This is a genomic window from Pseudomonas sp. Fl5BN2, assembly GCF_009908205.1.
Classification (GTDB): Bacteria; Pseudomonadota; Gammaproteobacteria; order Pseudomonadales; family Pseudomonadaceae; genus Aquipseudomonas.
Window position 1 is genome coordinate 65,438 of record NZ_JAAARL010000026.1, and the last position, 21,632, is coordinate 87,069.

A 21,632-nucleotide genomic window follows, 5' to 3' on the forward strand; every position below is an offset into this window, starting at 1 on the left:
GGCCGTCATAGGGACGCAAGCCGCCATGCAAGTGAAACACCTGCTGCTGATCGCCATCCTCGCACTGACCGCTGCTTGCTCATCGAAGGAAGTCGTTGACGAAAACCTGAGCGAAGTCGAGTTGTACCAGCAGGCGCAGACCGACCTGGACAACAACAGCTATACCAGTGCCACCGCCAAGCTCAAGGCCCTGGAATCGCGCTATCCCTTTGGTCGCTACGCCGATCAGGCACAGCTCGAGCTGATCTACGCCAACTACAAGAATGCCGAGCCGGAAGCCGCCAAGTCCGCTGCCGAACGCTTCATTCGCCTGCACCCCCAGCACCCGAACGTCGACTACGCCTACTACCTCAAGGGCCTGACCTCGTTCGATCAGGACGTTGGCCTGCTGGCGCGCTTCCTGCCGTTGGACATGACCAAGCGTGACCCGGGCGCTGCCCGCGACTCCTACAACGAGTTCGCCCAGCTCACCAGCCGCTACCCCAACAGCCGTTACGCGCCGGACGCAAAGCAGCGCATGATCTACCTGCGCAACCTGCTGGCGGCCTATGAAATCCACGTAGCCGACTACTACCTGACCCGTCAGGCCTACGTGGCCGCCGCCAACCGCGGTCGCTACGTAGTGGAAAACTTCCAGGAGACCCCATCTGTGGGTGATGGCCTGGCCGTGATGACCGAGGCTTACCAGCGTCTGCATCTGGACGAGCTGGCCGCCACCAGCCTGGAAACCCTGAAGCTCAACTACCCGAACCATCCTAGCCTGGTGGACGGTCAGTTCGTGCCGCGGGTCGCCGAGGCCGACAACCGCTCATGGCTGAGCAAGGCCACCCTGGGCATGATCGAATCCCGTCCACCGCTGCCGCCGGGAGAAACCCGCGCCAACCAGGACGTGATGAAGCAGTACCAGGATGCCAAGGATGCGATTCCTTCAGAGCTCAAGCCTAAAGATGGCAACGGTGATGCCATCGAAGAAGAAAATCACGAAGCTGCTGGCAACAACAGCGACCGCTCCTGGTTCAGCTACATGACCTTCGGTGTGTTCGACTGATAGCGACCGCAGGTAAAAAAGGGAGACTTCATGTCTCCCTTTTTCATGCCCGAAGCTTTATGGGCCTGTGCGCCCGGCAGCCGCTTGGCTAAACTGCGGCTCTTTCCCTACAAAGCTGGTCACCATGGTTCGTCTACTGTTCTGGATCGCTCTGATTGCTGCCGCGGTATGGTTCTGGCGCAAATTCAAACGCCCCGTTGCGCCACCCAACTCGCCGAGCGAGCCGGCCAGCATGCCCATGGTGCGCTGCGCCCATTGCGGCGTACACCTGCCTCAAGAGCGGGCGCTAAGCCTGTCGCAACAGTGGTATTGCAGCCAGTCACACCTGGAACAAGGGCCGGGCAGCCAGAATCGCTGACCGCAAGGGGCTCGCTGCTGCCCGCCGGCAGTGAGTAACTCAGGGGCAAAAAGCTCTGACACAGACCATTCCGGACCTGGTCAGCACATGAACCGGCTCGCTGCCCCCTGATTTCTAACCAGCCCCTAGGCTTTCAATCTTTGCCGTGGACCACGGATATCCACAAAAATATCCAGCCGACAGCATCGCCCGAACAATTGGCGACAAAGTCCTCCACGCATTCTCCCCCCCAACTCATCCGCGCCACGCTCCTCTTCCGCCCCATATATCCGGGGCTCACGGCAATCCAGTAGCGGTGCCCGAAGCCCGCACTCAAGCATTCGCCGACTCGCGGCTCACTGCGCACCCAGCCTGCCAGGCCTAGACTTCAACACGCGCCCGCAAGACGAGCGCTATTGCCCGCCCTTCACTCACGGATGAAATTGCAGCCGCCATGAACCCACGGCAAACGGTGCTGGTGGTCGATGAGGCCACGGAAGTCCGCGCCCTTGTGGAGATCACCCTCGGCCGGATGCGCTTGCACACCCAAAGCGCCCGCACCCTGCAGGAGGCCCGCGGCCGCCTGGCCCAGGATCGCTTCGACCTGTGCCTGACTGACCTGCAGCTACCGGATGGCAGCGGGCTGGAGTTGCTGCGGCATATCCGCCAGGTTCATCCCCAACTGCCTGTGGCGGTGCTAAGCAGCAGCACAAACGCGGAAACCACCGCCAGCGCCCTGCAGGCCGGAGCCTGCGATCTGCTGCAAAAACCCCTCGACCTAGCACGCCTGCGAGAGTTGGTAGGCGACACATTGAAGCGACCGGCAGCCTCCACGGGTAGCAACCCCGACGGTCAATTGCTGGGGGCTTCGCCACCCATGGACACCTTGCGCCGCCACATCGACAAACTGGCCCTTAGCCTGGCATCGGTCTACATCAGCGGCGAATCCGGCAGCGGCAAGGAACGAGTGGCCCGCCTGATCCATCAACTTGGCCCCAGAGCCCAACAACCGTTCATTCCAGTCAACTGTGGCGCAATTCCTTCCGAACTGATGGAAAGTGAGTTTTTCGGTCACTGCAAAGGCAGTTTCAGTGGTGCCATGACGGATCAGCCGGGGCTGTTCCAGGCGGCTCACGGTGGCACGCTGTTCCTCGACGAAGTTGCGGATCTGCCTCTGGCCATGCAGGTAAAGCTGCTACGTGCACTGCAGGAAAAGTCCGTGCGCCAGGTGGGCAGCCAGCAGGAAAGAGCCGTTGACGTACGGATTCTCTGCGCCACCCACAAGAATTTGAAAAGCCAGGTCGAGGCTGGACGTTTCCGCCTGGATCTCTATTACCGCCTGAACGTTATAGAACTGCCGGTACCCGCGCTGCGCGAACGCCGTGGCGACATCCAGGCACTGGCGCGACACATACTCCAGCGCCTGGCCAGGGACAGCGGTGTACCGGTCGCCCAATTGCGACCCGAGGCACTGCAAGCCTTGGAGCGCTACAACTTTCCCGGCAACGTGCGTGAACTGGAGAACCTGTTGGAGCGGGCACAAACCCTCTGCGAGGGGCTGTGGATAGAACTGGCCGACTTGCACTTGCCCGCCGAAACCGTCGATGACGCCCCAGCGCCAGCCTCGCCGAACCTCGACCTGGCGCTGCACCTGCAACAGGTGGAGCGCCAATTGCTGCTCCAGGCTCTGGAGGAGACCCGCTGGAACCGCACCGCCGCGGCTCAACGGCTGAGCCTGTCGTTTCGTTCGATGCGCTATCGCATGAAAAAACTCGGGCTGGACTAGATCCTGCCTGCGGGAGCATAAGGCGTTGGATCAATGATTGGCGGGTGCCCCAGCAGCAGGTCGCAGAACAGCTGGCAAGAGGCCGGCGCCAGCACCAGGCCGTTGCGGTAATGCCCGCAATTGAGCCACAGACCGGCAAACCCGGGGACCGGCCCAATGTAGGGAATCCCCTCGGGAGAACCCGGGCGCAGTCCGGCCCAGTGCCCCACCACCTCTGCATCAGCCAGGGCGGGGATCAACTCGACCGCAGAGGCCTTGAGGCTTTCCAGGGCTGAAGCGGTCGGAGTCTTGTCAAAGCCTTCGTGTTCCAGGGTACTGCCCACCAGGATATGTCCATCACGCCGAGGAATCGCATAGCGCCCCTTGGCCAGGACCATGCAGGACAGGAAGTCGGCGGCGCATTTGTACAGAATCATCTGCCCCTTGACCGGCTCCACGGGCAGCGCCAGTCCCAGGCTGCCCAGCAGTTCGCCACTCCAGGCCCCAGCACAGAGCACCACCTGATCAGCGTGAATCTCACCCAGCGAACTGCTCACTCCCACCACCCGCTGACCATCACGGATAAAACCGCTGACCGTACACTGCTCATCGATCTGCACGTTAGGCAGGGCCTGCAAGGCGGCCTTGAGGGATTTGACCAGGCGTGGATTACGTACATTGGCCACATTGGCCATATAGATCGCCTGCTGGTAACCCGCCCCCAGCGCGGGCACCGCATCATGCACCGCCGAGATATCCACGATGCTCAAGGGCCGGTCTTCACGCTGCGCCCACTCCAGAGCCTGGGCCTGGTCTTCCAGGTCCAGCCAGTAGAGTCCTGTGGTATGCACCTCCGGATCGACCTCGGTGACCCTGAACAACTTCTCCGCCAACTGTGGATAAAAGTCCTGGGACCAATGGGCCAGGGCCGTGACCGCCGGACTGTAGCGCCAGGGATAAAGTGGCGAAACGATCCCGCCGCCAGCCCAGGACGACTCACGCCCCAACTCCGCACGCTCCACAAGCCGTACCTGTTGTCCCTGGGAAGCCAGGTTGAATGCACTGAGCAGGCCGATCACCCCGCCGCCTACCACCAGCACTTGCTGTTGCTTAGCCATAGTCCGATCCAATCATGAGAAAGACAGTGGGCTCCGAGGCCCCGAAACAGCCACTCAGCGTCCCCAGCAATCCTTCGCCGTCAGCCCTTCGGCCTGACCGCTGATGCCGATGGCCCCGGCCTGGTCGATGCTGAAGCTGCCACATTTGTCAGCCGCCATCAGGCCGTCGACTTTCGGCGTCGCGATCAGCGAGAAGCCGGTGTCGCTCAGCGTCGGGGTGATGCTGTAGTACTCGTTGCCCGCACTCAGGTCGGGGGCATTACTGTAAACCCCGGACTTGGAGTGATGGCGCTCTAGCTGCTGCGCCTGCTCGGTGAGCAGCACCGCGATTTCGCTGCGATGGGGCTTCTTCATGTACTCGGTAATGCTGGGAAGGCTCAAGGTAAGGACCAGACCGATGATCGCAATCACGATCATGATTTCGATCAGGGTAAAACCTTGGTTGGATCTGCGCATGGTCAAGAATCTCGCTTACTGGATTTGTCGCCAAAGGATGCGCCGGCCGCCACTGCCGGGCCTTTCCACCAGGGCGCCGAGGCCGCCACTGGAGTCACTGCTGATCTTGCGTGCGCCATTACTGGCAACGCCGCCGAGGCTGGGCATGCTGCCAATGAAGCGGACCCCGCTGGAGGGCGTGCCCGAGTCATCCACAACACCTTCGCCGTGGGTGACGAGCACCGCAGCGTCGAGCATCTTACCGCTGAACGCTGCCAGCTCGATCAATTTCCCGCTGCCGGCATTTGTGCAAGAAGCCTCCGTCCGCAGTTGAGCGGTATTGAACGCCTGGACCGGCAGCACCAACCCCATACCGAACAACATCCCGCCCATACCTTTGAGCCCGCTCCGCAGCCAGCCGGGCCAACATTCAGTACTTGGCATAGATACTCTCCAACACACTGCGTGACTGACCAGCCAGTCCGATGGCCGTCACCCGATACAAGGTGGCGGAAGTGCTACTCGGCACGTGGACCGCATCCAGCGAGGCGCCGAGGTTCTGCACCCCATAGAAGCCATCGTCGGTGGCAATCCATAGCACCCCAGAAGCCCCATGCGCCCCTGCGGCACTGACCACCGTCGACTCCGCGGGAGGCGCACATCGAGCGGGGCCGGCACACACTGGCAAGCGATAATCTTCCACTCGGATGGCACTTTCCCCGATCCGCAGCGCCGCTTCGGCTGCCTGGAACGAGCGATTGTGCAAGCTCAGGCTGGCGGCCATTTTTTCCTGCAAAGTGGCGTTCTGCAGCGATGAAATGCCGATCATTGTCAGCAGCAACAGGAATACCAGGCTAACCAGCAACGCCATGCCTTGCTCCCGGTTATGTTTGAAGTCGCACATGCGCCGCATCAGGGCAACCTGTTGCGTAATGCCGCAACCACCGTGAAGCTCTGTGGGCGCACGGCGCCATAGGGGTCGGCCAGGATCAGGCGCAGACGTACGCTGCGAATGCGCGCGGGATCTCCCGGGTTGCGGGTGTAGCTGGAGGCAGCAGTCTCCGTTGCAGAGCGGGCCATACCGAAGCTGACCTCAAAGGCTTCAACATTATCCAGCAGCACCGCCTGCTGCTTGCCTAGGCCGCTGCCCAGCAACAACTGATGATTCTTGAAGCTATAGAAGAGTCGGCGCAGAGCAAACACCTGCTCTGCGCCAGTGCCACGACGAGCGCCCGAGTAAGCCACGGCGCTGCGCTGACAGTCGGTAACCACACTCCAGGTCGGTGTCACGCCCTCGTCACCGACATCGGCGGTGATCAGGGTCAGCTGTTGATCGGCGACATCCCACTGAATCGGCGTTGCGGCATAGCGGGAGAACTCGCTTGCAGCACTGGCGTCGCTGATGCTGCGCAGGCAACCAAACATACCCACCATGCGAATCTCCTGGAGCATCTTGCTCAGGACAAAACGCCCATCCTCCTGCAGGTAGGCCGAAGCGCTCTGACTGAGATAAATGTTCTTTGCCGAGATGAATACCTGGGCCGCCCCCAGTATCAGCACCAGGCTCATGGCCAGCGCCAGCATCATTTCCACCAAACCGAAGCCCGCATTTCTGCGGCTCATTGCACGCCTCCCGGGCCCAGCGCTATCCGGCTGCTGAGCACCAGGCTGCGCTGGCTGTCCACCCGACCTTCGGCGCGGGAATCGTCCCAGGTGATATGGATGGTATAAACCTGCTGGCTCGCGCTGATGCTACCCCTGGCACTGGGGCCGCCGAAGTTCACGACATTGCTGGCAAAGTCATGCAAGTCCTGATCGCGCACATTGCCCGGGGCTCCTTCGGCAGGTGCTGCCAGCGTATAGTCGGCTGCCGCGTTGGCGCGGATGCGGTCGAGCATGTCATAGGCGATAAAGCTGGCCTGGGTGCTCATCCGCGCGCTGTCGGTGTACTGCAACGCCTTGATCTGGATCGCCGCCGCCCCAAGCAGCCCCACTACGAGAATCAACAACGCCACCAGCACCTCGATCAGGGTCATGCCATCCTGTGCATGCCACTCGTTCATCCGCCGCTCTCCGCTATTACTACCGTCCATTGAGACAGGTACTGATCACCCGCCGCTGCTGATCGAGTCCATAGACAATGCTCAGCACATACCCAACCACCGGCCCGCCGAGGCGATTGAAGTCGATGCTGTCGATTCATGAGGTTAGCGCCAGAGTCGCCCCCTGACTGAGGACAGGAACAACCGGCAATACATTGCTGCGGGCTTGTTGCCCGCACCCGCCTTCAGCTCCCTGCGCCAAAGACTCTCCTCGATGACAATCCCCCGCCCTGACGACAACCAAGCATGCCTAACCCAGGGGATGACCCAACTGATGGGCCTCGGTGCCTGCGCGGGTGCATTGCAAGGTTATGCAATAGGTCGGCACCAGCAGCCCTAAAAGCACAGCAGCAACAGCCAGGGCGATAAGCAATTCCAGCAGGTTGAAACCCTTTGTATGCAAGTTCACCAGCGGCCTTAGAACCATCATCGGCTATAACAGGCAAGTGCCTCGATCAGTCGTAGATCGGCACTTCGGTCATTGGCTCGATGAGCAGGCACGGATCGCCTGAAACCACCATTTCCAGGGAGGGAGAGATCATGCATGAAAAGGGCTTCAGCCTGATTGAACTGCTGACCACACTGGCCTTGCTGACGCTGTTGCTGCAACTTTCCAGCACGACCTTCAGCGAGCTGTTGCGGGCCAACCGAGAACTGGACGCAGCCCAGATGCTTGCCAGCGGCATGCGCAATGCACGGGCGGCGGCCATCCTGTACCAACACACCGCACTGATCCACAGCCTCGACGGCGACTGGAGCCGGGGCTGGCGAATCATTCTGGATATCAGTGGCAAAGGGCCGGGTGACCCGGAGAATCCGCTGCTGATCGAACGGCAGAGCGGTGGGCAGGTGCTGATTGTAGGCAATCGCCCGGTCCAGCATTTCGTGCGTTTCAGCACCTTGGGCAACCCGCTGCTACCCAGCGGAGCCTTCCAGGCCGGCACCCTGCATGTGTGCCAGACCGAGCAGGAGTACAGCCGTCATCAGGTAGTGCTGTCACGCAGCGGGCGGATCAGCCTGCGCAGCGAAACCGCCGAGCAGGCTCTGTGCACGGGAGCCGGCTGATCAAAGCAGGGAGCGGACCCGCAGTTCCTTGGGCATGGAGAAGGTGATGTTCTCTTCACGACCGGCCAGTTCATCTGCGCCGGTGGCGCCCCAGGCTTGCAGTTGCTGGATCACCCCGCGCACCAGGACTTCAGGGGCCGAAGCACCGGCGGTAATGCCAATGCGCTCGACACCGTCGAACCAACTGCGCTGCAAGTCTTCGGCACCATCGATCAGATAGGCCGGAGTGGCCATGCGCTCGGCCAATTCACGCAGGCGATTGGAGTTGGAACTGTTGGGACTCCCCACCACCAGCACCACGTCGCACTCATCGGCCAGTTGCTTGACCGCATCCTGACGGTTTTGCGTGGCGTAGCAGATATCGTCCTTGCGTGGCCCGCCGATGGCTGGGAAACGCGTGCGCAAGGCATCGATCACCCGACTGGTGTCATCCATGGACAAGGTGGTCTGGGTCACGAATGCCAGGCGCTCCGGGTTGTGCACCTGCAACTGTGCAACATCCTTTTCGTCTTCCACCAGGTAGATGGCGCCGCCGTTGCTGACGTCATACTGGCCCATGGTGCCTTCGACTTCAGGATGGCCGGCGTGGCCGATCAGGATGCATTCGCGACCGTCGCGGCTGTAGCGCGCCACTTCGATGTGCACCTTGGTCACCAGCGGGCAGGTGGCATCGAACACCTTGAGGCCGCGGCCAGCGGCTTCACTGCGCACCGCCTGGGAAACACCATGGGCGCTGAAGATGACAATGACGTCGTCTGGCACCTGGTCCAGTTCTTCGACGAAGATCGCACCACGACTACGCAGGTCTTCGACGACAAATTTGTTGTGCACCACTTCATGCCGCACGTAGATCGGCGGCCCGAAGACTTCCAGGGCGCGATTGACGATTTCGATCGCCCGGTCCACTCCGGCGCAGAAGCCACGGGGATTGGCGAGTTTGATTTGCATGCTGTGCCTCGTGTCTTGCGCGCAAGAAGTTAGATCGTTGTAGACAGCGGATCGCCGGCAAGCCGACTCCTACACAATAGGGGCGGCATGCCGGCGATGCTGTCAAAGCGCTTTGACGTCGATGATTTCCACGTCAAAGGTCAAGGTCTTGCCCGCCAACGGATGGTTGAAATCGACGGTGACTTGAGCGTCATCGAAGGTTTTGACCACACCGGGCAATTCGGTGTTCGCCGCATCATTGAAGATCACCAGCAGGCCTTCCGACAGTTCCATGTCCTGGAACTGCGAACGCGGGATGACCTGCACGTTCTGCGGGTTGGGCTGGCCAAAGGCATTTTCCGGCTCGATGGTCAGCTTGCGCTGGTCACCGGCCTTGAAGCCGAACAGCGCGGCCTCGAACCCTGGGAGCAGGTTGCCATCGCCGACCTTGAAGGTCGCCGGGGCCTTGTCGAAGGTGCTGTCTACGGTGTCGCCGTTCTCCAGGCGCAATGCGAAATGCAAAGTGACTTCCGTGTTCTGACCGATGCGTTGCTCAGTCAATACCTGTTCAGTCATGAACGGCTTCTCCGGTTTTCTTGCTCTTGAACATATCCAGGGCCAGCATCACCGCACCAACAGTGATAGCACTGTCAGCGAAGTTGAACGCCGGGAAGTACCAGCGGTTCTGCCAGTGCACCAGGATGAAATCGATCACATGGCCCAGGGCGATGCGGTCATACAGATTGCCCAGGGCACCGCCCAGCACCAGGGCCAGGGCGATGGCCAACCAGGTTTCGTTGCGCCCCAGGCGCTTGAGCCAGACCACCAGCACCGCACTGACCACAATCGCGATCAGGGCAAACAGCCAGCGCTGCCAGCCTGAGCTGTCAGCCAGGAAACTGAATGCAGCACCGGTGTTGTAGGCCAGGGTCCAGCTGAAGTAATCCGGGATCACCACAATCTGCTGGTACATGGTCAGCGAACTTTCGAAGTGGAACTTGCTGACCTGGTCAATGACCAGGACCAGCACGCTCAACCACAACCAGCCCAGACGGCCAAAACGGCCCGCGGCGTTAGGCATAGTGACGAACCTCGCCTGCACCGCTGATGTTGTCTACGCAACGACCGCAGATTTCCGGATGCTCCGGGTGCACGCCGACATCTTCACGGCAGTGCCAGCAACGGGCGCACTTGGCAAAGTTCGACTTGACCACCTTCAGTTTCAGACCGGCAACTTCAGTTTCCACTGCGTCGGCTGGCGCCTGCACGAACGGTGCAACGCTGGCGGTCGAGGTGATCAGCACGAAGCGCAGCTCGTTGCTCAGCTTGGCCAGGTCGGCACTCAGGGCCTCTTCGGCGTACAGCGTCACTTCTGCCTGCAGGTTGCCACCGACGGCCTTGGCCGCGCGCTGGATTTCCATTTCCTTGTTGACCGCAACCTTGACCGCCATGATCCGGTCCCAATAAGCCCGATCCAGCTCGAAGCCTTCCGGCAACTCGCTCAAGCCTTCGTACCAGGTATTGAGCATCACCGATTCGTTGCGCTCGCCCGGCAAGTACTGCCACAGCTCGTCGGCGGTGAATGCCAGGATCGGCGCGATCCAGCGCACCAGGGCTTCGGAGATGTGGTACAGCGCGGTCTGGCACGAACGGCGGGCCTTGCTGTTGGCACCCGTGGTGTACTGACGATCCTTGATGATGTCCAGGTAGAAACCGCCCAGCTCCTGCACACAGAAGTTGTGCACTTTGGAGTAGACGTTCCAGAAACGGTATTCGCCGTAATGCAGTTCCAGCTCGCGCTGCAGCAGCAAGGTACGGTCTACGGCCCAACGGTCCAGCGCGAGCATTTCTTCAGCTGGCAGGATGTCGGTGGCCGGGTTGAAACCGCTCAGGTTGGAGAGCAGGAAACGCGCAGTATTGCGGATACGCCGGTAGGCGTCGGCGCTACGCTGCAGGATCTGATCGGAGACAGCCATTTCACCCGAGTAATCGGTGGCCGAAACCCACAGCCGCATGATGTCTGCGCCCAGGGTGTCGTTGACCTTTTGCGGCGCGATCACGTTGCCCAGGGACTTGGACATCTTGCGGCCGTTCTCGTCCACGGTGAAACCGTGGGTCAGCAGTTCGCGGTATGGCGCGTGGTTGTCGATCGCGCAACCGGTCAGCAACGAAGAGTGGAACCAGCCACGGTGTTGGTCGGAACCTTCCAGGTACAGGTCGGCACGCGGCCCGGTCTCATGGCCCATCGAGTGCGAACCACGCAGCACGTGCCAGTGGGTGGTACCAGAGTCGAACCAAACGTCCAGGGTATCGCTGATCTTGTCGTACAGAGGCGCTTCGGCGCCCAACAACTCGGCAGCGTCCATCTTGAACCAGGCTTCGATGCCTTCCTGTTCGACGCGCTGGGCCACCTCTTCCATCAGCTCAACTGTACGCGGATGCAGTTCGCCGCTTTCCTTGTTCAGGAAGAACGGGATTGGCACACCCCAGTTGCGCTGGCGGGAGATGCACCAGTCTGGACGGTTGGCGATCATCGAATGCAGGCGTGCCTGGCCCCAGGCTGGTACGAACTGAGTGTCTTCGATGGCTTGCAGGGCACGCTGGCGAAGGGTGTCGCCGGTTTCTGGCTGCTTGTCCATGCCGACGAACCATTGCGCGGTCGCGCGATAGATCAACGGCGTCTTGTGGCGCCAGCAGTGCATGTAGCTATGGCTGATGGTTTCGGTGTGCATCAACGCGCCGACTTCGCTGAGCTTGTCGACGATGGCCGGGTTGGCCTTCCAGATGAACTGGCCGCCGAAGAACTCCAGCGAAGGCGCATAGACGCCATTGCTCTGCACCGGACTGAGGATATCGTCGTTGACCATGCCGTAGCGCTTGCAGGTCACGAAGTCGTCTACACCGTAGGCCGGAGCCGAGTGAACCACGCCGGTACCCGCGCCCAGTTCCACGTACTCGGCCAGGTACACCGGCGAAAGGCGATCGTAGAGCGGGTGACGGAAGTTGATCAGCTCCAGCGCCGAACCTGGTGCTGTGGCAATCACCGAGCCCTCCAGGTTGTAACGAGCCAGGCAGGACTCCACCAACTCCTCGGCCAGTACCAGCAGGCGTTCGCCAGCGTCGACCAGGGCGTAGTTGAACTCCGGATGGACGTTCAGCGCCTGGTTGGCCGGGATGGTCCAAGGCGTGGTGGTCCAGATCACGATCGCAGCAGGCTTGGCCAGCTTGGCCAGGCCGAAGGCGGCGGCCAATTTGTCTTCATCGGCGATTGGGAAGGCCACGTCGATGGTGGCGGACTTCTTGTCCTGGTACTCGACTTCCGCTTCAGCCAGGGCCGAACCACAGTCGAAGCACCAGTTCACCGGCTTCAGGCCCTTGAACACGAAGCCGCCCTTGACCATTTCCGCCAGGGCACGGATTTCACCAGCCTCGTTGGCAAAGTTCATGGTCTTGTAAGGGTTTGCCCAGTCACCCAGCACGCCCAGGCGAATGAACTCGGACTTCTGCCCTTCGATCTGCTCCGACGCGTAGGCGCGGCACAGCTCACGGGTCTGATCCGAGGACAGGTTCTTGCCGTGGGTCACCTCGACCTTGTGCTCGATCGGCAGGCCGTGGCAGTCCCAACCCGGAACATAAGGCGCGTCGAAACCCGCCAGGGTTTTCGAGCGGATGATCATGTCCTTGAGAATCTTGTTGACCGCATGACCGATGTGAATCGAGCCGTTGGCATAGGGAGGACCGTCGTGCAGAACGAACTTCGGACGATCCTTGCCAATCTCGCGCAACTTTCCGTACAGGCCAATGCTGTCCCAACGCTGCAGAATCTGTGGTTCGCGCTGAGGCAGGCCGGCCTTCATTGGGAAGGCGGTGTCCGGAAGGTTTAACGTGGCTTTATAGTCGGTCATTTAAGGCTCTTCATTAGCGATTGGCGCTATGGATACGTGCCACTTGGGCACGGGCGGCGGCAACATCCGCATTGATCGCCGTCTTCAACGCCTCCAGGGAGGCGAAACGCTGCTCTTCACGCAGCTTCTGGTGGAAAACCACCGTCAAACGCCGGTCATACAAGTCGCCGGCAAAATCTAAAAGATGGACTTCCAGGTGGGCCTTGCCATCACCTGCAACTGTGGGCCGAACGCCTATATTGGCGACACCGGACCAGGTTTTCCCGTCGATGTCGACGCTCACCAGGTACACCCCGGAAAGCGGTACACGGCGGCGCTTCAACTGCACGTTGGCAGTAGGCGTGCCCAACTGGCGCGCGAGCTTCTGTCCGTGCAAGACCCGACCGGCGATCCGATACGGGCGACCGAGCAAGCGCTCGGCCAAGGCAAAATCGGCTGCCGCCAGGGCGTTGCGGACCTGGGTACTACTGACGCGCAAGCCATCCAGCTCAACAGTCTGCGCGGCCTCGACGGTAAACCCGTGAGTAGCGCCAGCCTGCTGCAGGAACTGGAAATCACCGACCCGATCGCAACCAAAACGGAAGTCGTCACCGACCTCCAAGTGCTGTACTCCCAAGCCATCCACCAGGATCCGCTCGACGAACTCGGTGGCGCTGAGCTTGCTCAAGCGCTGGTTGAACGCCAGGCACAACACCCGGTCGACGCCCGCTTGCGCCAGCAGCTGCAGCTTGTCCCGCAAGCGAGCCAGACGGGCCGGAGCGGTATCGGGAGCAAAGAATTCCCGCGGCTGCGGCTCGAAAATCACCACGCAGCTGGGCACGCCCAACTCGAGCGCACGTTCACGCAGCCGGCCCAGGATAGCCTGGTGACCACGGTGAACACCGTCAAAGTTGCCAATAGTGGCGACGCACCCCCGATGCTGGGGGCGCAGATTGTGGAGGCCTCGAACCAGCTGCATAACGCGCTTCTTGCTCATAAAGTGGTCGATTATAACCACACCCGACGGCCGACGACAGGCAGCACCGTCACCCAACGTGATCGAACCGACAAAACCAGTGTCCAGCCCAACCCGACGACTAAACAGTCATCAGTTCAAGGCCTTGCGATTGAAGTCGCGCAAACGGAAGCCCAGCAGGACCAGCATGCCAAAATACGCTACCACTCCGGCCACCACCAGAACCCCAAGACGCAGGAAGCGCTGGAGCATGTGGCCTTGGTCCCAGGCTGGCATAAAGTGCATCAGCCCCAGCAATACCGCTGACATGACCGCCACTGCCAGCAACAGCTTCAGGGTAAACCCTCCCCAGCCAGGCTGCGGCTGAAACATCCGCTGCTTGCGCAATTGATAGAACAGCAGGCCGGCGTTGATGCAGGCTCCGACACTGATTGCCAAGGCCAGGCCGGCGTGCTTCAACGAGCCGATAAAGGCCAGGTTGAGCAACTGGGTGACGATCAGGGTGAAAATGGCAATTTTCACCGGCGTGCGGATGTTCTGCTGCGCATAGAAGCCAGGCGCCAGCACCTTGATCACAATGATCCCCAGCAGCCCCACGGCATAGGCCACCAGCGCACGCTGAGTCATGGATGCGTCAAAGGCGCTGAACTCACCATATTGAAACAGCGATACGGTCAGCGGTTCGGCAAGAATCCCCAGCGCCAGGGAACACGGCAACACCAGGATGAAACACAGGCGCAGACCCCAATCGAGAATCCGCGAGTACTCATGGCGGTCCTTGCTGGCATAGGTCTTGGCCAGGGTCGGCAGCAAGATGGTGCCCAGCGCGACACCCAGCACGCCGGATGGCAACTCCATGAGGCGGTCGGCGTAATACATCCAGGACACAGATCCGGCCACCAGGAATGAGGCGAAGATGGTGTTAATGATCAGTGAGATCTGGCTGACAGAGACCCCGAGGATCGCCGGCAGCATCTGTTTCATCACCCGCCAGACCCCGGTATCCCGCAGATTCAGGCGCGGCAACACCAGCATGCCGATCTTCTTCAGGTGCGGCAGTTGGTAAAGCAGCTGCGCCAGGCCACCGGCCAGCACCGCCCAACCCAGCGCCATCACTGGCGGATCGAAGTAAGGCGTCAGGAACACCGCGAAGATAATCATGCTGACGTTGAGCAGGGTCGGCACGAAGGCCGGCACCGAAAAGCGATTCCAGGTATTGAGAATCGCCCCAGCCAGAGAGGACAGGGAGATCAGCAATATATAAGGAAAAGTCACCCGGAGCAGATCGGAGGTCAGGGCAAACTTTTCCGGGGAATCGACAAACCCCGGCGCGGTGGCCCAGATCACCCAGGGCGCAGCGATCATGCCCAGCGCGGTAACCACCGCCAGCACCAGGGTCAGCAGGCCGGAGACATAGGCGATGAAGGTACGGGTCGCCTCTTCGCCCTGCTGGCTCTTGTACTCCGCCAGGATCGGGACAAACGCCTGGGAAAAAGCGCCCTCGGCAAAAATCCGCCGCAACAGATTGGGCAACTTGAAGGCAATGAAGAAGGCATCCGTGGCCATACCGGCGCCGAATATGCGCGCGATGAGGGTGTCACGGACGAACCCCAGCACCCGGGAAAGCATCGTGATAGAGCTGACCGCGGCCAACGACTTGAGCAGATTCATGAAAAGGTTGTTTGCCTGTAGATAAACAGCAGGCGAAATGACGCCCACTTATGCGATACTCCGCGCCGCAACAGCACAGAGCCAAAGCTCGCGAGTTTACAGGTCAAGCGCCGGAAATAAATATCCCGCCTCTTCAGATCGACCACTCAGCGGAACGCATCACCCGCCCTTGACAAGACTTCAACTCATCGGCATGATTCGCGGCCTATTTTGTTTGCTATTTCCCAAAAAGTCTTTCGAGGAGCTCGACGGTGGCCAACACACCTTCCGCCAAAAAACGTGCAAAACAGGCTGAGAAGCGTCGCAGCCACAACGCCAGCCTGCGTTCCATGGTTCGTACCTACATCAAGAATGTAGTGAAAGCCATCGACGCAAAAGACGCCGAAAAAGCGCAAGCTGCTTATGTTCTGGCCGTACCAGTTATCGACCGTATGGCCGATAAAGGCATCATCCACAAGAACAAAGCTGCTCGCCATAAAGGTCGTCTGAATGGCCACATCAAGGCTCTGAACCTTGCTGCTGCAGCCTAAGCGACACGCTTGTTAAAAAACCGACCCAAGGGTCGGTTTTTTATTGCCTGCGATTTACCCAACCCGCAAGCCAGCTCCTCTATCCACGGGAGCCGGCCCGCCAACAATCAATGCCTCACTGATGCGGCCAAGGCAGGATCGGGATCGCCGTCACCGCATTCTGCGGACTGCCCTCGATCAAGCGATCGCTGTAGACCAGGTACACCAGAGTATTGCGCTTCTTATCCAGGAAGCGCACCACCTGCATGGTCTTGAACACCAGCGACGTGCGCTCCTTGAACACCTCATCACCGTCTTTGAGCTCACCCTTGAACGCGATCGGTCCCACCTGACGACAAGCGATGGACGCCTCTGCGCGATCTTCCGCCAAGCCAAGCCCACCCTTGAGGCCGCCGGTCTTGGCCCGCGACAGGTAACACGTCACCCCTTCAACCTTGGGATCGTCGAACGCCTCGACCACAATCCGGTCGTTCGGCCCGACAAACTTGAACACCGTAGATACTTGGCCAATCTCCTCCGCCGACGCCACCAACGGCATCGCCATGAGCAAACCCAACAATACTTTTGCCAAACGCATTCGCTTTTCCTTACACCAGAATCAGGTTATCGCGGTGAACCAGTTCCGGCTCAGCCATGTAACCCAGGACACCGACAATCGCATCAGACGACTGACCGATAATCTTCTGCGCCTCAAGCGCACTGTAGTTAGCCAGGCCACGAGCAATCTCACGACCATCCGGCGCCACGCAAACCACCATCTCGCCACGACGGAAACCGCCCTGGACCTGCTTGACCCCCACAGGCAGCAAACTTTTGTTGCCCTGGGACAAGGCCGATACCGCCCCCTCATCCAACACCAGAGTGCCACGGGTTTGCAGATGCCCTGCCAGCCACTGCTTACGCGCCGCCAGCATGCCGCGCTCTGGCGACAGCAGGGTACCGAGGCGCTCACCCGCCTTCAGGCGATCCAGCACTCGCTCCAGGCGCCCACCAACAATGATGGTGTGCGCCCCGGAACGCGCCGCCAAACGCGCGGCACGCAACTTGGTCTGCATACCGCCACGCCCCAGGGCACCGCCAGTACCACCAGCCACCGCATCCAGGGCAGGATCATCAGCTCGCGCCTCGTAAATCAGCTGAGCATCGGGATTGCTACGCGGATCTGCATCGAACATACCGTCACGATCAGTAAGGATCACCAGCAGATCAGCCTCCACCAGGTTAGCCACCAGCGCCGCCAAGGTGTCGTTATCGCCAAAGCGGATTTCATCGGTTACCACGGTGTCGTTTTCATTGATCACCGGAATCACCTTGAGCTCCACCAGCGCCCGCAGGGTACTGCGGGCATTTAGGTAACGCTTGCGATCAGACAGGTCATCATGAGTCAGGAGAATCTGCGCCGTATGCCGGCCATGCTCGGCAAAGCTTGACTCCCAGGCCTGCACCAAGCCCATCTGGCCGATGGCCGCAGCCGCCTGCAGCTCATGCATCGCACTCGGTCGTGCGGTCCAGCCCAGGCGACTCATACCGGCCGCCACGGCACCCGAGGAAACCAGCACCAACTCGACGCCAGCCTCGTGCAACGCCACCATCTGCTCGACCCACACGCCCATTGCCGCGCGATCCAGCCCTTTGCCATCCGCCGTCAGCAGTGCACTGCCGATCTTCACGACCCAGCGCTGCGCACCCGTCACCTTGCTCCGCATCTTATTCAACCTTTGCCAGCGAGCGACGCGACCGAGCGCCCCCCATGGGATTATTCGTATTTGCACCTTGCAGACACCAAAACGCCGCTCAAATGAGCGGCGCCTTGGGAGCTGGCTTGCCAGCGATGATAACACCGCATCAAACCAGATAAACCGTCTTCGCAGACCAGCCCACGACCACGGAATCAGTCGCGGACGTAAATGATTTCCGGACCATCCTCATCATCCACATCTTCTTCATCCCAATCATCGTCACCGATGTCATGGACGCTCTTCACACCACTGCGGCGCAAGGCACGCTGATCATCCAGAGCCTGCAACTGGGCACGCGCCTCATCCTCGATGCGCTGATCCAGCTCAGCCAACTCATCGGCAAAGACCGGATCGGCCGCCAGACGATCAGCACGATCCTCCAGATAACGCATGATGTCGCGACTCAAGCGCTCGGTACCATCCTTGGAGATGGCCGAGATCACATACACAGGCCCAGTCCACTCCAAGCGATCTACGATCTCCTTGACCCGCTCTTCATGCTCTTCTTCAAGAATCTGATCGCACTTGTTCAGCACCAACCAACGCTCACGCTCCGCCAGGGACGGGCTGAACTTGACCAGCTCGCTGACAATCACTTCCGCCGCATCTGCCGGACTGGTTTCATCCAGCGGAGCCATATCCACCAAGTGCAGCAGAATGCGAGTACGAGCCAAGTGCTTGAGGAAGCGGATCCCCAGGCCAGCACCATCGGAGGCACCTTCGATCAGGCCTGGAATATCGGCAATCACAAAGCTCTTCCAACGGTCGACACTGACCACACCAAGGTTCGGCACCAGGGTCGTGAACGGATAGTCAGCCACTTTCGGCTTGGCCGCGGAAACCGAACGAATAAAGGTACTCTTGCCAGCATTCGGCAAGCCCAACAGACCGACATCCGCCAACACTTTCAATTCCAGCTTGAGGTCACGCTGCTCACCCGGCTTACCAGGAGTGGTCTGACGTGGAGCCCGGTTGGTACTGGACTTGAAACGGGTATTACCCAGACCATGCCAACCGCCCTGCACGACCATCAGACGCTGGCCAGCCTTGGCCAGGTCGCCAATGACCTCCTGAGTACCGGCATCGATTATCGTGGTGCCTACCGGAACCCGCAGCTCCAGATCCTCACCCTTCTTGCCAGTACAGTCGGTGCTGCCGCCGTTGGAACCACGCTCGGCATCGAAATGCCGGGTATAGCGGTAATCCACCAGAGTGTTGAGGTTTTCATCGGCAATCAGGTAAATCGAGCCGCCATCACCGCCGTCACCGCCGTTAGGGCCACCGTTTTCGATGAATTTTTCCCGACGGAAACTCATGCAGCCATTACCGCCATCACCAGCTTTTACTCGAATCGAAACTTCATCTACAAACTTCATGATCAAACGCCTCTCGCCGCTCGGGCGAGCTGAAAAACACTAAGACATAAGACTCTTGCAAAAATGAGCGCCGCGACCTCAATCAACGACCGAAACATCCAACGCTGGCAGCCCGTACAAACAGCTTTGCAAGAGACTCATCCCACAAACGAAAAAGCCCCGTCGCGAGACAGGGCTTTTCCAGCGATCGCGCAATTAAGCTGCGACGACGCTCACGTAACGGCGGTTGAAAGCGCCCTTTACTTCAAACTTGATCACGCCTTCGATTTTCGCGAAGAGGGTGTGATCCTTACCCATGCCAACGCCGTAGCCAGCGTGGAATTGGGTGCCGCGCTGACGCACGATGATGTTGCCCGGAATGATTTTCTGGCCGCCATACATCTTCACGCCAAGGCGTTTAGCCTCTGAGTCGCGACCGTTACGGGTACTACCACCAGCTTTTTTGTGTGCCATGAGTTCAATTCTCCAAAAAGGGGATTAGGCTGAAAATTAAGCCTGAATACCGGTGATTTTGATCTCGGTGTACCACTGACGGTGGCCCATACGCTTCATGTGGTGCTTACGACGACGGAACTTGATGATGCGGACTTTATCGTGACGACCTTGGGAGATCACTTCAGCCACAACGGTAGCGCCAGCAACAACAGGAGCACCGATATTCACGTCGTCACCGTTGGCAACCAACAGAACGCGATCAAAGGTAACGGATTCGCCAGTAGCGATTTCCAGTTTTTCGATCTTCAGGTATTCACCTGGAGCGACTTTGTACTGCTTGCCGCCAGTAACGATTACTGCATAAGACATGGTATTTCTCCGATAATCCTGCTCACCCAGCTCTTTATAAGAAGAGGTATTGGCTGGCATGGCTGCATGGGGCTGGAACGGCCCAAGTGCAATTGCGTAAGGCAGGTGCTGCCCAGGAAGTTCAGGGTGCGCGATTGTACGCAAGGCACAATGGCGATGCAAGTGCCGTTCAGGCGTCGCCGGGGACTGTGCCGCGCCCTTTTGGCGAGAAAAGGAGCCCTCTGAAATCAGGGTTTCATGACTGCAAAAGACTATACCTCAGTGTTTTACCCTGACAAATTACCGCCTGCCGGTGCTTTAACCGCCCCGGACCGCGCCTTGACACCTGCGGACGCGGGTCCTAGCATGCCGCGCAACCCTTCTGGAGCACCTGTCGCTGATGCAACCCCAAGCTTTCTACCGCACGGTGGCGGACGATTTTAGTGCCGTCGACGGCATCATCAAGAAACAGCTGACTTCCCGAGTACCGCTGGTATCAAAAATCGGCGACTACATCACTTCGGCCGGAGGCAAACGCCTGCGTCCTTTATTAGTGCTGCTGTGTGGCAAGGCCCTGGGCCGAGAAGGCGATGACCTGCGCCTGCTGGCCGCTACCATCGAGTTTCTGCACACCGCCACCCTGCTACACGACGACGTGGTCGATATGTCCGGCATGCGCCGTGGCCGCTCGACGGCCAATGCCATGTGGGGCAACGCGCCCAGCGTACTGGTGGGTGACTTCCTGTATTCCCGCTCGTTCGAGATGATGGTTGAACTGGGGTCGATGCCGGTCATGCGCATCCTGTCCCAGGCCACCCGGATCATCGCCGAAGGCGAAGTCTTGCAGCTGTCCAAGGTGCGTGACGCCAGCACCACCGAAGAAACCTACATGGAAGTCATCCGCGGCAAGACTGCGATGCTCTTCGAAGCCTCGACCCACAGCGCCGCCGCCCTGGCCGGTGCGACACAGGAACAAGCCGAGGCACTGCGTACCTTCGGCGATCACCTGGGCGTAGCCTTCCAACTGGTGGACGACCTGCTGGACTACCGCGGCGACGCCGAGACGCTGGGCAAGAACGTCGGAGATGACCTGGCCGAGGGCAAGCCCACGCTGCCGCTCATCTACACCATGCGCGAAGGCACTCCGGAGCAAGCGGCCCTGGTTCGCCAGGCCATCCAGAAGGGTGGCATCGAAGACCTGGAGAGCATCCGTGCAGCCGTTGAGGCCTCAGGCTCTCTGGACTACACCGCGCAACTGGCCCGCGACTACGTCGCTCGCGCCATTACCTGCCTGGAGGCCCTGCCACCCAGCGAGTACCGCGATGCCCTGGTAGAGCTGAGCGAATTTGCCGTAGCCCGCACTCACTAAGAAGATCCGGCTCCTGCTAGCCGCAGGAGCCGGCTTGTCGACGCAACGCCTCATCGCCCCCCGGCCCTGCAAAACCCTATATAATGTGCGCTTTTAGCCATCCTGACTTTGAGGAGCTTAAGTGAGCACTTTGCCACCCTGCCCAAAATGCAATTCCGAATACACCTACGAGGACGGCACCCAGCTGATCTGCCCTGAGTGCGCCCACGAGTGGTCCGCCAACGGCGAAGCCGAAGCCGCATCCGATGAAGCCGTGAAGAAAGATTCGGTGGGCAACGTGCTGCAAGACGGCGACACCATCACCGTGATCAAGGACCTCAAGGTCAAGGGCACCTCCCTGGTGGTCAAGGTCGGCACCAAGGTCAAGAATATCCGCTTGTGCGATGGCGACCATGATATCGACTGCAAGATCGACGGCATCGGCCCGATGAAGCTCAAGTCCGAATTCGTCCGTAAAGTTTGACTTGCGCTCCCTCTCGCGCCCGCCGCGAGAGGATCCCCCCCCAA

Annotated in this window: 25 protein-coding genes; 7 read left to right on the forward strand and 18 right to left on the reverse strand. The window is 60.0% G+C overall.

Features of this window, described 5'->3' with window-relative positions; translation table 11 throughout:
* Window positions 1–25: 25 nt before the first annotated feature.
* The 3 genes from GV819_RS28120 (at window position 26) to GV819_RS28130 (ending at window position 3,171) form a co-directional block, all read left to right on the forward strand.
* Window positions 26–1,048, forward strand: coding sequence for an outer membrane protein assembly factor BamD (locus GV819_RS28120; protein ID WP_161759297.1), 1,023 nt, complete (start codon window positions 26–28; stop codon window positions 1,046–1,048).
* 124 nt (window positions 1,049–1,172) lie between these two features.
* Window positions 1,173–1,406 carry a PP0621 family protein gene (locus tag GV819_RS28125; RefSeq protein WP_161759298.1) on the forward strand — a complete coding sequence of 78 codons (234 nt, stop codon included), beginning with the start codon at window positions 1,173–1,175 and terminating at the stop codon, window positions 1,404–1,406.
* A gap of 433 nt (window positions 1,407–1,839) precedes the next feature.
* On the forward strand, window positions 1,840–3,171 hold the full coding sequence (locus tag GV819_RS28130; RefSeq protein WP_161759299.1) for a sigma-54-dependent transcriptional regulator: 1,332 nt from the start codon (window positions 1,840–1,842) through the stop codon (window positions 3,169–3,171).
* Here GV819_RS28130 and thiO read toward each other — a convergent pair.
* From thiO to GV819_RS33360, 7 genes are all read right to left on the reverse strand, one after another.
* Window positions 3,168–4,268 (reverse strand): glycine oxidase ThiO, encoded by a 1,101-nt coding sequence (thiO, locus tag GV819_RS28135; protein WP_161759300.1) that lies wholly within the window; start codon window positions 4,266–4,268, stop codon window positions 3,168–3,170. The genes GV819_RS28130 and thiO overlap by 4 nt on opposite strands.
* 54 nt (window positions 4,269–4,322) lie before the next feature.
* Window positions 4,323–4,724, reverse strand: a complete 402-nt coding sequence (locus GV819_RS28140) for a type IV pilin protein (RefSeq protein WP_161759301.1) — start codon at window positions 4,722–4,724, stop codon at window positions 4,323–4,325.
* A gap of 15 nt (window positions 4,725–4,739) precedes the next feature.
* Window positions 4,740–5,087: a hypothetical protein gene (locus GV819_RS28145; RefSeq protein WP_256667637.1), complete on the reverse strand. Its 348-nt coding sequence runs from the start codon at window positions 5,085–5,087 to the stop codon at window positions 4,740–4,742.
* 46 nt (window positions 5,088–5,133) lie between these two features.
* Entirely contained in the window at window positions 5,134–5,607 is a 474-nt protein-coding gene (locus GV819_RS28150) for a pilus assembly PilX family protein (protein ID WP_256667638.1), read from the reverse strand.
* 8 nt (window positions 5,608–5,615) lie between these two features.
* A complete protein-coding gene (locus GV819_RS28155; RefSeq protein WP_161759303.1) occupies window positions 5,616–6,326 on the reverse strand; it encodes a PilW family protein in 711 nt (236 codons plus the stop codon).
* Entirely contained in the window at window positions 6,323–6,766 is a 444-nt protein-coding gene (gene pilV / locus GV819_RS28160; protein WP_161759304.1) for a type IV pilus modification protein PilV, read from the reverse strand. Before pilV ends, GV819_RS28155 begins: the two co-directional genes overlap by 4 nt.
* 289 nt (window positions 6,767–7,055) lie before the next feature.
* Window positions 7,056–7,235 (reverse strand): prepilin-type N-terminal cleavage/methylation domain-containing protein, encoded by a 180-nt coding sequence (locus GV819_RS33360; protein WP_306108861.1) that lies wholly within the window; start codon window positions 7,233–7,235, stop codon window positions 7,056–7,058.
* A 110-nt stretch (window positions 7,236–7,345) separates the two neighbouring features.
* Between GV819_RS33360 and GV819_RS28170 the strand changes: the two genes are divergently transcribed.
* Window positions 7,346–7,870: a GspH/FimT family protein gene (locus GV819_RS28170; protein WP_161759305.1), complete on the forward strand. Its 525-nt coding sequence runs from the start codon at window positions 7,346–7,348 to the stop codon at window positions 7,868–7,870.
* Here the strand turns inward: GV819_RS28170 and ispH are convergent, their stop codons facing one another.
* From ispH to murJ, 6 genes are all read right to left on the reverse strand, one after another.
* Window positions 7,871–8,818: a 4-hydroxy-3-methylbut-2-enyl diphosphate reductase gene (gene ispH, locus GV819_RS28175; RefSeq protein WP_161759306.1), complete on the reverse strand. Its 948-nt coding sequence runs from the start codon at window positions 8,816–8,818 to the stop codon at window positions 7,871–7,873. It lies immediately after the preceding gene.
* Between the two features lie 102 nt (window positions 8,819–8,920).
* The gene (gene fkpB, locus GV819_RS28180) at window positions 8,921–9,373 is read right to left on the reverse strand and encodes an FKBP-type peptidyl-prolyl cis-trans isomerase (protein ID WP_161759307.1); all 453 of its coding nucleotides are present in this window, start codon (window positions 9,371–9,373) and stop codon (window positions 8,921–8,923) included.
* Entirely contained in the window at window positions 9,366–9,878 is a 513-nt protein-coding gene (gene lspA, locus GV819_RS28185; RefSeq protein WP_161759308.1) for a signal peptidase II, read from the reverse strand. The genes fkpB and lspA overlap by 8 nt, the downstream gene beginning before the upstream one ends.
* Window positions 9,871–12,702 (reverse strand): isoleucine--tRNA ligase, encoded by a 2,832-nt coding sequence (gene ileS / locus GV819_RS28190; protein WP_161759309.1) that lies wholly within the window; start codon window positions 12,700–12,702, stop codon window positions 9,871–9,873. The genes lspA and ileS overlap by 8 nt, the downstream gene beginning before the upstream one ends.
* Window positions 12,703–12,715: 13 nt before the next feature.
* Window positions 12,716–13,660, reverse strand: a complete 945-nt coding sequence (gene ribF / locus GV819_RS28195; protein WP_178126115.1) for a bifunctional riboflavin kinase/FAD synthetase — start codon at window positions 13,658–13,660, stop codon at window positions 12,716–12,718.
* Window positions 13,661–13,789: 129 nt separating this feature from the next.
* Window positions 13,790–15,328 carry a murein biosynthesis integral membrane protein MurJ gene (gene murJ / locus GV819_RS28200; RefSeq protein ID WP_161759311.1) on the reverse strand — a complete coding sequence of 513 codons (1,539 nt, stop codon included), beginning with the start codon at window positions 15,326–15,328 and terminating at the stop codon, window positions 13,790–13,792.
* 251 nt (window positions 15,329–15,579) lie between these two features.
* Here murJ and rpsT point away from each other — a divergent pair, with 251 nt between their 5' ends.
* The gene (gene rpsT / locus GV819_RS28205; RefSeq protein ID WP_003215870.1) at window positions 15,580–15,858 is read left to right on the forward strand and encodes a 30S ribosomal protein S20; all 279 of its coding nucleotides are present in this window, start codon (window positions 15,580–15,582) and stop codon (window positions 15,856–15,858) included.
* A 115-nt stretch (window positions 15,859–15,973) separates the two neighbouring features.
* On the opposite strand, the gene GV819_RS28210 is transcribed toward rpsT, so the two are convergent.
* From GV819_RS28210 to rplU, 5 genes are all read right to left on the reverse strand, one after another.
* Window positions 15,974–16,435: a CreA family protein gene (locus GV819_RS28210; RefSeq protein ID WP_161759312.1), complete on the reverse strand. Its 462-nt coding sequence runs from the start codon at window positions 16,433–16,435 to the stop codon at window positions 15,974–15,976.
* Between the two features lie 10 nt (window positions 16,436–16,445).
* Window positions 16,446–17,564 (reverse strand): glutamate 5-kinase, encoded by a 1,119-nt coding sequence (proB, locus tag GV819_RS28215; RefSeq protein ID WP_161759313.1) that lies wholly within the window; start codon window positions 17,562–17,564, stop codon window positions 16,446–16,448.
* 185 nt (window positions 17,565–17,749) lie between these two features.
* Window positions 17,750–18,973: an Obg family GTPase CgtA gene (gene cgtA, locus GV819_RS28220; protein ID WP_161759314.1), complete on the reverse strand. Its 1,224-nt coding sequence runs from the start codon at window positions 18,971–18,973 to the stop codon at window positions 17,750–17,752.
* 195 nt (window positions 18,974–19,168) lie between these two features.
* Complete coding sequence (gene rpmA / locus GV819_RS28225) at window positions 19,169–19,426, reverse strand: 50S ribosomal protein L27 (RefSeq protein ID WP_003176049.1); 258 nt, start codon at window positions 19,424–19,426, stop codon at window positions 19,169–19,171.
* 36 nt (window positions 19,427–19,462) lie between these two features.
* The gene (gene rplU, locus GV819_RS28230; RefSeq protein WP_003176051.1) at window positions 19,463–19,777 is read right to left on the reverse strand and encodes a 50S ribosomal protein L21; all 315 of its coding nucleotides are present in this window, start codon (window positions 19,775–19,777) and stop codon (window positions 19,463–19,465) included.
* 379 nt (window positions 19,778–20,156) lie between these two features.
* On the opposite strand from rplU, the gene GV819_RS28235 reads away from it, so the two are divergent.
* The gene (locus GV819_RS28235) at window positions 20,157–21,125 is read left to right on the forward strand and encodes a polyprenyl synthetase family protein (RefSeq protein WP_161759315.1); all 969 of its coding nucleotides are present in this window, start codon (window positions 20,157–20,159) and stop codon (window positions 21,123–21,125) included.
* A gap of 121 nt (window positions 21,126–21,246) precedes the next feature.
* Entirely contained in the window at window positions 21,247–21,588 is a 342-nt protein-coding gene (locus tag GV819_RS28240; RefSeq protein WP_161759316.1) for a zinc ribbon domain-containing protein YjdM, read from the forward strand.
* The last annotated feature ends 44 nt before the right edge of the window (window positions 21,589–21,632 follow it).